Source organism: Nocardia sp. NPDC057272, from assembly GCF_042668615.1.
Classification (GTDB): domain Bacteria; phylum Actinomycetota; class Actinomycetes; order Mycobacteriales; family Mycobacteriaceae; genus Nocardia.
Genome location: NZ_JBHUYK010000023.1, coordinates 1 through 14,274, shown reverse-complemented (window position 1 = coordinate 14,274; position 14,274 = coordinate 1). Strand labels below are relative to the sequence as shown.

Sequence of the window (14,274 nt, the reverse complement as noted above, 5' to 3'; positions counted from 1 at the left end):
TGCGGTTACCGCCTCCGTGAAGTGTGACTCGACGGTCGCGCCATCCCTGCCGACCTGGGTCGATACTCGATCGTACACAGCGTTTTACAGGGTTTCGTTGAGCGCCTTGATCGGCATGCTCAGCTCACCGAGCAGATCGAGGTCGGACTCGGCGGGACGGCCGAGGGTGGTGAGGTAGTTGCCGACGATAACGGCGTTGATGCCGCCGAGCATGCCCTGCTTGGCGCCCAGGTCGCCGAGGGTGATCTCGCGACCACCGGCGAAACGCAGGATGGTGCGCGGCATCGCGAGCCGGAACGTGGCGATCGCGCGCAGCGCGTCGGCGGCGGGCAGCACCTCCAGGTCACCGAACGGGGTGCCGGGACGCGGGTTGAGGAAGTTCAACGGGACCTCGTCGGGGTTCAGCGACGCCAGCTGCGCGGCGAACTCGGCGCGCTGCTCGATGGTCTCGCCCATGCCGAGGATGCCGCCGCAGCACACCTCCATGCCCGCTTCGCGCACCATCCGCAGGGTTTCGAAGCGCTCCTCGTAGGAGTGGGTGGTGACCACCTTGGGGAAGTGCGACTTGGCGGTCTCGAGATTGTGGTTGTAGCGGTGCACGCCCATCGCGGCGAGCTGGTCGACCTGCTCCTGGTTGAGCATGCCCAGCGAGCACGCGACCTGGATGTCGACCTCGTTGCGGATGGCCTCCACACCGGCGGCGACCTGCGCCATCAGGCGCTCGTCGGGGCCGCGCACCGCGGCGACGATGCAGAACTCGGTGGCGCCGGTCTTGGCGGTCTGCTTGGCCGCCTCGACCAGGCTGGGGATGTCGAGCCAGGCCGCGCGCACGGGCGACTGGAACAGGCCCGACTGCGAGCAGAAGTGGCAGTCCTCGGGGCAGCCGCCGGTCTTGAGGCTGATGATGCCCTCGACCTCGACCTCGGGGCCACACCACTTCATCCGCACGTCGTGGGCAAGCTCGAGCAGCGCTTCCAGGTGTTCGTCACCCAGGCGGAGCACCTCGACGGCCTGCTGCTCGGTGAGGCCCTCGCCGCGCTCGAGCACCTGCTCACGGGCGATAGCCAGAATATCGGTCTGGACGGGTGCCTGCGTCACGACGTGATGTCCCTTCGACGGGGGTGTGCGCACGTGCCGTGGGTGTGGTCCACCCGGCGTGGCCGTGCAACTTGAACGGTGTTCAGGATAGGGTAGCGGCTACGAGTGAACCACGACACTCGGGTCGCAAAATCGTCGGAAGGACGCGCGTGCAACTGCGGAAGACGGATGTGGTCGATGCCGCCGTCGCGATTCTCGATCAGTACGGGCTCGCCGATCTGACGATGCGCCGGCTCGCGGGCTCGCTGCAGGTGCAGCCGGGGGCGTTGTACTGGCACGTCAAGGACAAGCAGACCCTGCTCGGCGCGGTGGCCGACCGGATTCTGGCACCGATGGACGAGCCGATCTCAGCCACCGAATGGCCCGCGCAGCTCACCGAGCTGGCGCATCGACTGCGCGACTGTCTGCTCGCCTATCGCGACGGCGCCGAGCTGGTCTCGGCCACCTACGCCTCGCGCCTGACCACCAGCAAGGCGCGTGAACGCCTGGCGGGCATTGTGATCCGTGCCGGAATGACCAGGGAGGAAGCCGATCTCACGGCCTACACCCTGCTCTACTACGTGCTCGGCCAGACCGTCGACGAGCAGTCGCGCATGCAGATGGATTCCGTCGGCGCGCTGCCCGAGGACAACACGCCGTTGCTCGACACTCCCGACCCCACCGCGCGCTTCGACTTCGGCTTGCAGCTGTTCATCGCGGGCGTGCGCACCATCCTCGGGACCCGGGTGCGCTGATCAGGGCGGGTCGTTGCGATTGGCTTCCTGGTAGCGCCGCACGAACGGCAGTACCTGCGCTTCGATGACCGCGTTGTACTCGGCGGGTCGCTGAATCGGATTCGCGTGCTCGATCTGGTTCGGCCGCACCACCAGCAGGGTGCCGTCGACACCGCCGGACTGTTCGATCAATACCTCGTGCGAATACTCCACGTCCACCACGCCGTCGCGGGCCGCGTCACGCGGCCGGATGAACACGATCGCCGGGTTCCGCTTGTCCGGGTTCGGCTTGCCGAGCGCCCGCAGATCCGCGGTACCACCACCGGCGACGATCGCCAGGAACTGCGCCTCGATCAACCCGTTGCCGGCGGCATCGCGCGAGAAGATCTTGTCGCGCAACACCTGCGCCGACGCCTCACGCATCGCGCGCCAGTCGATGTCGAGGAACAGCCCGTCGCGCTGCGCGAAACGTTCACGCCGAGCCGACATCTCGACTACGAACCGCAGGATCCGGCTCTCCCTGGCACCGGGCAACCAGCCCAGCCACCGCACCAGATCGGCGCCGCGACTACGACTCTCCGGGCGCACCGCGTCCAGATTCATCGGCGTGCAGTCGAGCAGAACGGCCACCAATCGCCGATCGCTGCCCAGGTGGATGTGCCGCGCCACCTCCAGCGCGATGATTCCGCCCATGCTGTGCCCGACCAGCACGATATTGCGCACATTGCCGTAGCGTGCGGCCCGCACGATCATGTCGGCGATGACCTTGGTGTCGATACCGGCGTTGTCGTAGCGCACGGCCCACACCACCCCGAGGCGACTGAGCGCGGGCAGGGCTTTGGCGGTCGACGTCGCGTTGACTCCCCCGAGCCCGACCATGTCGACGACGGCGGTATCCCAATCCCGGGCATCGGCAGGCAGATTCGCGGGCAGCAACTCCGGTGAGGTCTGTGCCAGCCGCTCACGTTCGGGAACCACATCGTGAACCCAGTACTGCCCGAACACGATCATCGCGACCAGCAGGATCCCGAGAATTCGCAGCAGCACCAGTCTGGTCCGGCGCCAACCGCCCCACGTGTGTCCGAGCTGGGTTTCGCGCAACCGATCCCGCCGACGCGCATCGTCGAAGTCCGCGACGGTGGACGGATGCCGATCGAATGACGACATACTTCCACTGTAGGGACAGTCGAATCCGAACGCTTCCGGCCGCCGTCGCGAGCACCGCCGCGCAGTAGCCACCTCGGTGCACTACCGACGCCGGGCCCGTGATCGGGTTGTCACTGCTCCGAGGACTCGTACCGTTGCGCGTAGTGCGTCGGTGGTTCGCCGAAGATCTTGCGGAAATCGCGGCTGAGGTGCGGTTGGTCGGCGTAGCCGAGATCTGCCGCGAACACGGCCCAGTCGATCTCGACGCCGTCGGCGAGGCGCTCGGTGACTCCCTGCAACTGTTGTCGCGTCGACTACCCGATCCCGCAGGCCGCTACCGGACGCCCTGTGCCGAGTTCGACCTCGCAGCACTGCTCGCTCACCTGCTGTTCTGAGGACCGTCGCTGGTCGGCGCCGCGCGCAAGGAAGCGGTGGCACCCGCCGGATCCGCTGTCGATCTCACCGCGGACGACTGGGCCGCGGCCCGCGGCCACCGCCCCGCTGATCGACCGCAACCTCGGCCTCACCGGACGCGACCCCGCCTGGCCCTAGGCTCTGTCCTGGCACCGCCGGCCACCCCGGCGGCATCGTCAACTGCTCTCCACCGATTCCCTGGTTTCGTTCGGACTCGCGGCCGGCTGACTCGACCCGGTCACCGCGGCGACCGGGCGTCCGGGGAACCAGCGATACATCGCGGCCGCTCCGCCGAGCCCCGCCACCGCGAGCGCTCCCGCCGCCGCGCCGAGCACCGTTACCGCGCTGATCGCGCCGACCGCGATCGGGCCCGCGAACATCCCGATGTCGTGGGTGAGCCGCCAGGCACCGAGGAACTCCGCGCGCTGGCCGGGCGGCGCCACATCGGCGCCGACGGTCATGATCACGCCGTTGCTCAGCCCGTTGGCGAAGCCGAGTAGCACGGCGACCGCCGTGAGTCCGGCCACCGACCCCGCGAACGGCAACGTGGCGTACCCCCCGGCGAAGGCGATCATCGCGGGAACGCCGATCGCCTTGCGGCCGTAGCGATCCAGCCAGATCCCGGCCGGATACGACATCAGCACGTCCACCGCGCCCGCGATGCCGAACACGATGCTGGTGGTCGCCGCGTCGGCGCCGATGTGCACCGCCCACAACGGCAGCAGCGATTGCCGTGCCGCCCGTGCCGCACCCATGAGCAGGGCGCCGAGTCCGAGCGTGCTGAGCAGCCTGCGATGTTCGACCACCACGGAACGAATCGTGTTGTCGCTCACCACTGTCGGCGAACCTTCGGTCTCGGGCATGGCGAACACCAGAGCACCCGCGACGAGCATGGCGACGAGCTGGATCCACAGCCCGCCGACCGGGCCGAGCCAGTGCACCGCGCCCGCGCCGAGGAAGGGTCCGGCGAAGAACCCGAACCGCATCCACCCGGCCAGCGCCGAAAAGGCCCGTCCCCGATCGACACTCGGCACGACGGCCACGATGTAGGTCTGCCTGGCCAGACCCCACACCGCCCCCGACGCCCCGTTGATCAGCAGCCCGACCGCGAACACGGCGATATTCGGCGCGAGGATGGCCACGAGCAGCCCGAGAGCACAGGTGAACGAGCCGAGAGCGATGGCCTTGCGCTCCCCGGTACGCGCCACCAGCCAGCCCGCGGGCAGATCGCCCAGAATGAGCCCGAAGCCCATCATGGCGACCACCACACCCGCGGTGCCGACCGAAGCGCCGAGTTCGAGCGCGTGCAGCGGCAACATGGGAGCCGCTGCGCCTGAGCCGATTCCGTAGATGGCGGACGGCACGAACACCGCCAGCGCCATCGACCGCAGCTGAGTCACGACGTGACCACCGACCGGCGAACGACGTGCCGGTCGCGACAGCCCTCGGTCATCCGGCGAGCGCGGCGTTACGGGTGAACTGGCTCTCCGGGCGCGCGAGCCCGAAGTGATCGCGCAGCGTGGTGCCGGTGTATTCGGTGCGGAACAGCCCGCGCTCCTGCAGGATCGGCACCACCGTTTCGGCGAATACCTCGAGCCCACCGGGGTAGTACGGCGGCATCACGTTGAAGCCGTCCGCCGCGCCCTGGGTGAACCACTCTTCGATGGTGTCGGCCACTTGCTCGGGCGTTCCCGCGAACACCCGGTGCCCGCGCGCGCCGGCCAGCCGGTGCAGCAGCCCACGCAAGGTCGGCCGTTCCCGCTCGACGATTCCCGCCACCACCTGCAATCTGCTGCGCGCGTTGTCGGTGACATCGCCCGCCCCCGCGAACACTTCCACCGGCACCGGCTCGTCGAGCGCGAGGCCGCGCAGCGACGTGCCGGTGATCGATTCCAGCTGCTTGAGCCCGTATTCGGGCACTGTCAGCTCGTTGAACTCGCGTTCCAAACGCAGCGCGGCGGCTTCGGTGTCGGCGATGAACGGGCTGATGCCCGGCAGGATCTTCACCTCATCGGCGGTGCGCCCGAACTCGGCGGCCTTGGACTTGATGTCGGCGTAGAAGGATTGCGCATCCGAAAGCCGTTGATGCGCGGTGAAGATGGCCTCCGCGTACTTGCCGGCGAAGGCGCGCCCCTCGTTCGAGGCACCCGCCTGCACCAGCACCGGACGCCCCTGTGGTGTCCGCGCGGAGTTGAACGGTCCACGCACACTGAGGTGTTCGCCGACGAAGTCGATCGGATGGATCTTGTCCGGATCGGCGTACACACCGGCGGCACGGTCGAGCACGATCGCGTCGTCCTCCCAGGAGTCCCACAGCCCGACCACCGCGTCGACGAATTCGCGTGCGCGGGCATAGCGCGCGGCGTGATCCGGATGCCGTTCCAGCCCGAAGTTGGCCGCGGCCAGATCGGTGCCGGTGGTCACGATGTTCCAGCCCGCGCGTCCACCGGAGATGTGGTCGAGCGAGGAGAACAGCCGCGCCAGGTTGTAGGGCTCGTAGTAAGTGGTCGAGGCGGTGGCGATCAGGCCGAGATGTGTTGTCGCCGCGGCGATCGCGGTGAGCAGTGTGATCGGCTCGAGGCCGGGCGCGGCATTGTGACGAACATCGGTGCGCAGGGCGGGACCGTCGGCGAAGAACACCGCGTCGAGCTTCGCCACCTCCGCGGTGCGCCCGATCTCCTGGTAGTAGGAGACGTCGTAGATGCGGTCGGGCCTGCTGTCGGGATGCCGCCAGGCGGCCTCATGGTGCCCGGACGGGTAGATGAACGCGTTCAGACTCAGTTGACGCGGTGCACTCATGACGCCTGTTTCACTTTCTCTGAATCTGTTGTGTCGACACCGAGTCCGCTCAGCAGCACCTCGCGCAGCCGGACGAACTCCGGGTGCGCGTGCCTGCGTGGGCGCGGGGTCTCGATGCGTTGGTCGATCGTGATCCGGCCCTCGTCGAGGACCAGCACCCGATCGGCGAGCAGCACGGCCTCGTCCACGTCGTGGGTCACCAGCAGCACGGCGGGCCGGTGCCGCTCGCACAGGGCCTGGAGCAGGGCGTGCATCCGAATCCGAGTCAGCGCGTCGAGCGCGCCGAACGGTTCGTCGGCCAGGAGCAGTTCCGGCTCACGCACCAGCGACCTGGCCAAGGCCACCCGCTGCTGTTCACCGCCGGAAAGTTCACGTGGCCAAGCCTTCTCGCGTCCGGCCAGCCCGACCTCGGCCAGTGCGGAGCGCCCGCGCTGCTGCGCGTCGCGCCCGGTCAGCCCGAGTACCACATTGTCGAGTACCCGCGCCCATGGCAGCAGCCGCGAATCCTGGAACACCACCGCGCGCTGCGTCGGCACCGTCAGGTCACCGGATCCGGGCACCTCGGAATCGAGTTCGGCCAGTGCCCGCAGCAGCGTGCTCTTGCCGGAACCACTGCGCCCGAGCAGCGCGACGAACTCACCGCGCCGGATCTCGATGCTGATGCCGTTCAGGACGATTCGCTCGCCGAAGCCGCGCGTCAGGGCACGGGTGCGTACGACGACCCGCTCGTCGGAGCTCAGTCGCCCAGAGTCTGTCGCCATGCCAGCACCTTTCGTTCCGTTGCCCGCACGGCGAGGTCGCCGAACAGTCCGAGCAGCCCGTAGATCACCAGGCCGACGACGATCACGTCGATCTGGCCGTAGGTGCGCGCCTGGGTCATCAGGTAGCCGATGCCGCTGGTCGCGTTGACCTGTTCCACCACCACCAGCGCCAACCAGGAGATGGTCACCGCCAGCCGCAGTCCGAGGAAAAAGCCCGGCAACGAGCCCGGCAACGCGATGCGACGCAGGAATCCCCACCGCGACAGCCCGACGGTCTCGGCCAGTTCCACGTAGCGCGCGTCGACGCTGCGCAGGTAGGCGTGGGTATTGATGTAGATCGGAATGAGCACGCTGGTGGTGATCACGATCAGCTTCATCTGCTCGCCGATCCCGAACCAGACGATGAACAGCGGGATGAGTGCCAGCGTCGGGATCGCCCGCTTGATCTGCACCGGACCGTCGACGACGGCCTCACCGATCCGGCTCAGCCCCGCGACCAGCGCGAGCACCACGCCGATCGCCACACCGAGCACGAGGCCGATCACGGCACGCTGCAACGAGGTCAGCAGGTTGGACTGCAACCGGCCGTCGGCGATCAGCTCACCCGCGGTCTGCGCGACCGTCCACGGCGCGGGCAGGGTCTCCGGGTCGATGGCCCCGATCGCGGAGCCGACAACCCAGGTGCCGATGAGCAGAACCGGCCCGAGGGCGAACCCGAACGGGATCGGCTTGCCCGGTCCCAGTGTGCGCCGGCCTCGGCCACGCGGGGCGAGCGCTTCGACCGGGGCCGTGCTGGTCCGGAGTTTGCGCAGTGCCCCGGCATCGATGGTGGCCATCAGCTCGCCGCCGGTGCGAACGAGGCCCCGCTGGCGGTGACGGCCTCGGTGACCGCGGCGTCGAAGCGCAGGTCGAACCCGTCGACGGCCTTGATCTTCTTCGGCAGTTCGCCCACGGCGTCGATCGCGTCGATGGTGGTCTGCTGCCGGGCGATCAACTGCTGATCCAGGTGCGGGAAGGTGTAGGTGCCCAGCGATTCGACGATCCGCTTGGCGTCGTCGGCGCTGACCTTCTGGCTTCCGACGTAGTAGCGGGTGGCCCATTCCTCGCGATGGGTGTTGGTCCACTGCCAGGCCCGCACGAACGCGCCGACCAGAGCACGGGTCGCGGCGGCCTTCGCCGGATCCTGGACCACCGCCCGGCGCGCGTACAGGTAGGCGAGGCCGCTGTAGATGCCCGTGGTCTCCGAGTCCGGGATCAGCGAGGCGCCCTCGGTGCGGAGGAACCGGGTCACGTTGGGTTCGATCAGCGGCGCGACGTCGACCTGAGCGGTGCGGACCGCGTCAGGGAACTCGGCCAGCTGCAGCCGGACCAGCTCCACATCGGTGGGCTTCAGACCCGCCTTGGTGAGCGCCTTCAACACCGCCGCCTGCTGGGCGGTGCCCTCGGCGTAGGCGATCTTCCTGCCCTTCAGATCCGTGAGCTTGCTGATCGAACGGCCCGGCGCCACAGCGAGTTTCAGTGCCTGGGGGTTGGTCTGATAGGAGCCGATGATCGGCACGTCCTGGCCCGCGGCCAGAGCATGGATCGGCGGCACATCGCCGACCTGACCGACGTCGGCCGCGCCTGCCCGGAAGGCCTCGAGGATGGCCGGGCCGCCGACGAAGTTCGCGAACTCGATCTTGAACGGCAGCTTGTCCAGTTCGCCGGACAGCCGCAGCGCCGATTGCAGGCGTTCCGACTGATCGGCGACGACGAGCGTGGTCCCCGGCGGAACCTCGGTCGGCAGTGGCGCGTCGGGGGTGCCGACCGGTGCGTCGTTGCCCTGCGCGCAGCCGGTCAGGCCGAGCGTCGCAACGGTTGCCATCGCGAGGAGTGCGGCGGTGGCGCGGCCCCGTAGGCCGGGTCGAAAGGTGTTCGGTCGGTGCATAGACGAATTCAAGCAACCGCGAACGCCCCCGAACACCATTAGCGTTTCTATGATTTGAAGGGCACGTCTCCGCGCGGTCCGCGGTCAGTCGCGCGATTCCCGCTCGGCCAGTGCAGTCAGTTTCGACAACGACTGGTGCCAGGTTCTCTCGTTGTCGGCGGGGCTCAGTCCCGGCGGAACCCCCTCGTGCACCGTATCGAGGTGGGTGCCGCCGTCGGCGTCGGTCAGGGTGAACGTCACCGTCTGCGCACCGGTCATGTCCGGGGTCTCGGTGACGAATTCCAGCACCTCGATGATCTGCTCGTCCGGCACCAGCGTGCGGAAGGTCCCGAAACAGGCGTCGCGGTGCGGCGGCCGCGTCTCGCCGGTGGCCGTGGGCTCGTCATAGGTGAGGGTGATCGAGAACGATCCGCCCTCCTTCGGCTCGAACCGATGCACTTCGGCCGTTATCCCGGGCGGGGGCATCCAGGCCGCGACCGCGTCGGCGTCCAGCATCAGGCGGTAGACGGTCGAGCGCGGCGCATTGATCTGCGTGCCGATCCTTGTGGTCGCCATTCCTTCACGATAGTCGCGAGACCGGCGCCGATCGATCACCTGCCGGAGCTACGCGCCAGTGTCTGCAGCGGGTCGGTCAGCACGTCGGCGAAGGCCAGTTCCGCGGCCCCGATCAGCGGAGCGTCGTCGGCCAGCGCGGAGGTCCGCAGGCGAACACGTTCGCGGACGGCGAGTAGTCCGTTCACCGCCAACCGGCTGCGGACCTGCGCGGCCGAGGCGAGGTAGATCTCGCGCAGGACACCACCGAACACGACCATCGTGGGGTTGAAGATATTGACGAGATTGGCCACCCCGTAACCGAGCCAGTCCCCGACCTGGTGCAACGCGTCGCGGGCGACCGCGTCACCGCGAGCCGCCGCGTCGACGATCGCCTCGACCGCCGCCCGGCCGGTGAGGCCGGCACGCCCCGCCAGCGCGATCAACGCCAGCTCCCCCGCCTCGGCCTCCAGGCAGCCACGTGAACCACACCGGCACGTCCGCCCGCCGGGGTTGACGATCATGTGCCCGACCTCGCCGCCGTAGCCGCCCTCACCACCGAGCAGCTCACCACCCATGATGACGCCGCCACCGATGCCGACCTCACCGTGCAGGTAGATCAGATCCGACACCCCCGCACCGACACCGCGCTCACGCTCGGCGAGGGCTCCCAGATTCGCGTTGTTGCCGACCACGACCCGAACGCCGAGCCGCTCGGACAGTTTCGCGCCCACCGGCACATCCACCCAGCCGATGTTCGGCCCGTACCGCACCACACCGTCGCCCTGCCGAACCATCCCGCAGAACGCGAGACCCACACCCACGCAGACACTGTCGCGTCCTGCCGTGCCGATCATCGTCTCGGCCAGCACCGCCAGGGATTCGATCACCTCGTCGGGATCGAAAGCCGCGCTGTCACGCGGTGTTTCACGCCGGTCGAGAATCACACCGCCCAGACCGACCCGCGCTACCGCGAGCCGGTCCGCACCGACGTCCAACGCGAGCACGAACACCCGCTCCGACTCCGGCCGCACCACCAGCGACGGCCGACCGGCCTTCCCGGTCTGGCGTGGCAGTTCCTCACTCACCAGCCCGGCGGCGGCCAGATCGGTGGTCAGCGCCAGAATTGTGCTGCGGTTCAGGCCCATTCGCTCGGCCAGCTCCGCTCGCGAGACCGGGCCACTCAGATGGACGTGGCGCAGCAGCACGGCGAGATTGCGTGTTCGGATCTCGTCCGGGGCGGGTGCAGCCCTCATCCGGCCCTACCTTCCCGGTCGATGGTCAACTTCCTGGCAGCGAACGCTTGCGCGACAGCGCGTCCACCCCCGCCGCGAGCAGCAGGACAAATCCTGTCACAACGAATTTCGTGCCCGCGCTGTAGCCCATCAGGCCCATCCCGTTGTTGATCACCGCGACCACCGCGGCACCGAGTACCGCGTCGAGCATCCGGCCACGACCACCGAACAGGCTGGTCCCACCGATCACCGCCGCACCGACGGCGGTGAGCAGGACATCGGAACCGCCGGTGTTCGGATCGACCGAGTTGGCCCGCGAGGCCGCGATCAAACCGCCGACAGCGGCCATCGTCGAGCACAGCACGAAGGCGCTGATCTTGATCCGGTCGACCGGAATGCCCGCCCGCCGAGCCGCTTCCACGCTGCCGCCGACCGCGTAGACATGCCTGCCGAACGAGGTGCGATTGAGCACGAACGTCCACAACAGCAACAGCGCGATGATGATCGGCACCACGATCGGCATGCCCTGTAGCGAGTTGACCTCCGGATTGCGGCTGCGCTCGTCGTTGAGCACCAGCACCGCTATCCCGGCGACCACCGCGACAGTGGCGATCCGCAACGCGACCACCGGTGCCGTCTCACCGGTCAGCCCGAGCGTCGTGCGCGCCCGCAACTTTCGGTACTGCACCAACGAGAACCCGCCCACCAGCACCAGGTACATGACCCAGCCGAGCAGCGGCGGGACATTCTTGTTGGCGATCGCCAGGATCGTCTCGTCGTGGATGGAGATGTTGCGGCCGTTGTCCATGATCTTCAGTGCCACGCCCTGCAGCGCCAGGAACGCGGCCAGCGTCACGACGAACGACGGCACCCCGATCTTCACCACGATCGCGCCGATGGTCAGCCCGATCACCACACCGGTGAGCAACGAGACGAACACCGCCGCGTACCAGGGCCAGCCCTTGTCGGTGAGCAGGACCGCGAGCACCGCGGCACACACACCGCTGGTGAAGCCCGCCGACAGATCGATTTCCCCGAGCAGCAGCACGAAGATCAAGCCCATGGCGATCACCGCGATGGCGGCGCCCTGGGTGAGCAGGTTCGCGATGTTGCCCTGGGTCATGAACACCGGCCGCGCGATCCAGAAGACGACCGACAGCACGACCAGCGCGATGACCGAGGGCAACGCACCCATGTTGCCGCCACGAATCCGCGCGACATAGCCGGTGACCAGCTCGGTCACCGGTGCGGCAGGCTCGGTGGCCTTGTCCGTGACAACCGCGCTCATGCCTGCACTCCGATTCCGAGACTCCCGCTGCGGCCGGCGGTGATCAGTTCGACGACCTGCGAATGCGTCACATCGGCGGTCCGTACCTGTGCGGCCATCCGGCCCAGATACAGCGCCGCGATCCGATCCGAGACCGCGAAGACGTCGTTCATGTTGTGCGAGATCAGCACCACCGCGAGACCTTTGTCGGCCAGGCGGCGCACCAGTTCGAGGACCTGCTGAGTCTGGGCGACGCCGAGCGCCGCGGTCGGCTCGTCCAGAATCACCACCTTGCTGTTCCACAGCACGGCCTTGGCGATGGCCACGGTCTGGCGTTGTCCGCCGGACAGGCTGGCCACCTTCTGACGCACGGACTTCACCGTGCGCACCGACAGCCCGGCCAGGGTCGCGCCCGCGAGCTCCTCCATGCCGTATTCGTCGAGCACGAGGCCGTGCTTCTTCTCCCGGCCGAGGAACATGTTCTGCACGATGTCGAGGTTGTCGCAGAGCGCGAGGTCCTGGTAGACGATCTCGATCCCCAGTTCGGCCGCATCTCTCGGATTGCCGATCTGCACCGGCTCACCGTCGAACAGCACCTCGCCCGCATCGATCGCATGGGTGCCGCCGATGCATTTGACCAGAGTCGACTTGCCGGCGCCGTTATCGCCGACGAGAGCCGTCACCTCACCGCGGTAGGCGGAGAAGTCGATATCGTGCAGGACATGGACCGGACCGAAACTCTTCTCTAATCCGCGTAATTCGATGAGCGGGGTGTCGGTCATCAGCGGACGCCGTTGTCCGCGCAGAGCGTGGTGAACTCACCGGTGCACAGCTCGGCCTTGTCGACGAAGCCGTCCGCGACGACGTCGTTCACGTTGTTCTTGAAGATCGCCTTCGGCTCGAGCAGCACCGCAGGCACCTTCGACTTCGCCTCGGGATCGTCGACGGTGCTCGGCGCCTCGCCCTTCTCCCCGTTGGCCAGCGCGATCGCCAGCTTCGCGCCGGCGGCGGCCTCGAGCTTGATCGCCTTGTACACGGTCATGCACTGATCACCGGCCAGGACGTTCTGCAGACCCTGGACCGTGGCGTCCTGACCTGTCACCGGGATCTGCCCGTTCAGCTTCTGCTTCTTCAGCACCGCGATGGCCGCGTTGGCCAGCCCGTCGTTGGCCGCGACGGTGCCGCCGAGGTTCGGCGTGCCGGTGAGCATCTGTTCGAAGATGGTGCCCGCCTTGGTGTTGTCCCATTCCGGGACAGCCTGATCCGGCCCCTTCACGTACTCGCCCGCGTCGAACTTCGGCTTCAGCGCGCCGTCGTACCCGCTCTTGAACAGCGCGGCGTTGTTGTCCGTCGGACCGCCGTTGAGGTAGGCGACGACCGGCTTGGCGGCCTGCTTGTCGGCCAGGCACTTCGCCAGGCCCTCGCCCATGAGCTGTCCGACTTTCACGTTGTCGAACGACACGTAATACGGCGCGCCGCCGCCGAGGGTCAGCCGGTCGTAGTCGATCACGGTCACGCCCTGGGCTTTGGCCTTCTGGATGACCGCCTTGCCGGTACCGCTGTCGAGGTTGGTGATCATCAGTACGGAGGCGCCGTTGGTGATCATCTGATCGGCGATCGTCTGGAAGGCGTTCTTGTCGCCCTGGGCATTCTGGATGTCGGCCTTGATCCCCGCGGCGTCGAACGCCTGCTGAAGATACTTGCGATCCGCCGTCTCCCACCGCGCCGAGGTCTTGCTGTCGGGCAGGATGACGCCGATCTTGGCGCCGCCATCTCCCGAGGAGTTCGAAGTGTCGTCGCCGCAGGCGGTGAGCGAAGTGAGAAGTGCGATCGAGACGGCCGCGATGCCGAAGATCCCCTGACGCATGAGCGTGGGCCTTTCGTGGAACCACCGCCTGTAGGCGGTTGAGCTGGAGCGAATGTTGTTCTCGACAACATACTCCAGGGTGACCTGGCCCACACAGGAATCGCACAGAGTGGTCCCTCGCGGTTCCCGGGAACGCAAAAAGGCCCTCCAACCGAAGTTGGAGGGCCTTTCGCAATGATGTTCCGGCAGTGTCCTACTCTCCCACACCCTGTCGAGTGCAGTACCATCGGCGCAGGTGGCCTTAGCTTCCGGGTTCGGAATGGGACCGGGCGTTTCCCCACCGCTATAACTACCGTAACTCTATGAAACTAGACAGCGCTCCCCAACCAACACACCCCATATCTATCTATGGGACCTGTTGATCAGGTTTGCTGCAGTGTCTGTTGTTTCAGAAACCGCACAGTGGACGCGTAACACCTTTGTAGTAAGCCCTCGGCCTATTAGTACCAGTCACCTACACCAGTTACCTGGCTTCCAATTCTGGCCTATCAACCCCATGGTCTGTAGGGGGCCTTA

At 67.5% G+C, this 14,274-nt stretch carries 14 protein-coding genes and 2 rRNA genes; 1 reads left to right on the top strand and 15 read right to left on the bottom strand.

Features of this window, described 5'->3' with window-relative positions; translation table 11 throughout:
• Nucleotides 1-84: 84 nt before the first annotated feature.
• A complete protein-coding gene (bioB, locus tag ACFULV_RS25965) occupies nucleotides 85-1,098 on the bottom strand; it encodes a biotin synthase BioB (RefSeq protein ID WP_378637307.1) in 1,014 nt (337 codons plus the stop codon).
• 149 nt (nucleotides 1,099-1,247) lie between these two features.
• On the opposite strand from bioB, the gene ACFULV_RS25960 reads away from it, so the two are divergent.
• Nucleotides 1,248-1,832, top strand: a complete 585-nt coding sequence (locus ACFULV_RS25960) for a TetR/AcrR family transcriptional regulator C-terminal domain-containing protein (RefSeq protein WP_358115294.1) — start codon at nucleotides 1,248-1,250, stop codon at nucleotides 1,830-1,832.
• Here the strand turns inward: ACFULV_RS25960 and ACFULV_RS25955 are convergent, their stop codons facing one another.
• The 14 genes from ACFULV_RS25955 to ACFULV_RS25890 form a co-directional block, all read right to left on the bottom strand.
• Nucleotides 1,833-2,978, bottom strand: a complete 1,146-nt coding sequence (locus ACFULV_RS25955; RefSeq protein WP_378661022.1) for an alpha/beta fold hydrolase — start codon at nucleotides 2,976-2,978, stop codon at nucleotides 1,833-1,835. It lies immediately after the preceding gene.
• Nucleotides 2,979-3,088: 110 nt separating this feature from the next.
• Nucleotides 3,089-3,256, bottom strand: a complete 168-nt coding sequence (locus ACFULV_RS25950; protein WP_378661019.1) for a helix-turn-helix domain-containing protein — start codon at nucleotides 3,254-3,256, stop codon at nucleotides 3,089-3,091.
• A gap of 291 nt (nucleotides 3,257-3,547) precedes the next feature.
• Nucleotides 3,548-4,771: an MFS transporter gene (locus ACFULV_RS25945; RefSeq protein ID WP_378661017.1), complete on the bottom strand. Its 1,224-nt coding sequence runs from the start codon at nucleotides 4,769-4,771 to the stop codon at nucleotides 3,548-3,550.
• 49 nt (nucleotides 4,772-4,820) lie between these two features.
• Nucleotides 4,821-6,170 (bottom strand): LLM class flavin-dependent oxidoreductase, encoded by a 1,350-nt coding sequence (locus ACFULV_RS25940; protein WP_378661014.1) that lies wholly within the window; start codon nucleotides 6,168-6,170, stop codon nucleotides 4,821-4,823.
• Nucleotides 6,167-6,931: an ABC transporter ATP-binding protein gene (locus ACFULV_RS25935; protein WP_378661012.1), complete on the bottom strand. Its 765-nt coding sequence runs from the start codon at nucleotides 6,929-6,931 to the stop codon at nucleotides 6,167-6,169. The genes ACFULV_RS25940 and ACFULV_RS25935 overlap by 4 nt, the downstream gene beginning before the upstream one ends.
• Complete coding sequence (locus tag ACFULV_RS25930; protein ID WP_378637320.1) at nucleotides 6,907-7,767, bottom strand: ABC transporter permease; 861 nt, start codon at nucleotides 7,765-7,767, stop codon at nucleotides 6,907-6,909. The genes ACFULV_RS25935 and ACFULV_RS25930 overlap by 25 nt, the downstream gene beginning before the upstream one ends.
• Nucleotides 7,767-8,858, bottom strand: coding sequence for an ABC transporter substrate-binding protein (locus tag ACFULV_RS25925; RefSeq protein ID WP_378661010.1), 1,092 nt, complete (start codon nucleotides 8,856-8,858; stop codon nucleotides 7,767-7,769). The genes ACFULV_RS25930 and ACFULV_RS25925 overlap by 1 nt, the downstream gene beginning before the upstream one ends.
• Nucleotides 8,859-8,942: 84 nt before the next feature.
• Nucleotides 8,943-9,413 (bottom strand): SRPBCC domain-containing protein, encoded by a 471-nt coding sequence (locus tag ACFULV_RS25920; protein ID WP_378661007.1) that lies wholly within the window; start codon nucleotides 9,411-9,413, stop codon nucleotides 8,943-8,945.
• A 35-nt stretch (nucleotides 9,414-9,448) separates the two neighbouring features.
• The gene (locus tag ACFULV_RS25915) at nucleotides 9,449-10,645 is read right to left on the bottom strand and encodes an ROK family protein (protein WP_378661004.1); all 1,197 of its coding nucleotides are present in this window, start codon (nucleotides 10,643-10,645) and stop codon (nucleotides 9,449-9,451) included.
• A gap of 25 nt (nucleotides 10,646-10,670) precedes the next feature.
• Nucleotides 10,671-11,912, bottom strand: coding sequence for a sugar ABC transporter permease (locus ACFULV_RS25910; protein ID WP_378637330.1), 1,242 nt, complete (start codon nucleotides 11,910-11,912; stop codon nucleotides 10,671-10,673).
• Nucleotides 11,909-12,673, bottom strand: coding sequence for an ATP-binding cassette domain-containing protein (locus ACFULV_RS25905; RefSeq protein ID WP_378637333.1), 765 nt, complete (start codon nucleotides 12,671-12,673; stop codon nucleotides 11,909-11,911). The genes ACFULV_RS25910 and ACFULV_RS25905 overlap by 4 nt, the downstream gene beginning before the upstream one ends.
• Nucleotides 12,673-13,758, bottom strand: coding sequence for a sugar ABC transporter substrate-binding protein (locus ACFULV_RS25900; protein ID WP_378661001.1), 1,086 nt, complete (start codon nucleotides 13,756-13,758; stop codon nucleotides 12,673-12,675). The genes ACFULV_RS25905 and ACFULV_RS25900 overlap by 1 nt, the downstream gene beginning before the upstream one ends.
• 180 nt (nucleotides 13,759-13,938) lie before the next feature.
• Nucleotides 13,939-14,055 (bottom strand): 5S ribosomal RNA (gene rrf / locus ACFULV_RS25895).
• Nucleotides 14,056-14,178: 123 nt separating this feature from the next.
• Nucleotides 14,179-14,274: ribosomal RNA gene (locus ACFULV_RS25890) — 23S ribosomal RNA — on the bottom strand; the annotation flags it as partial.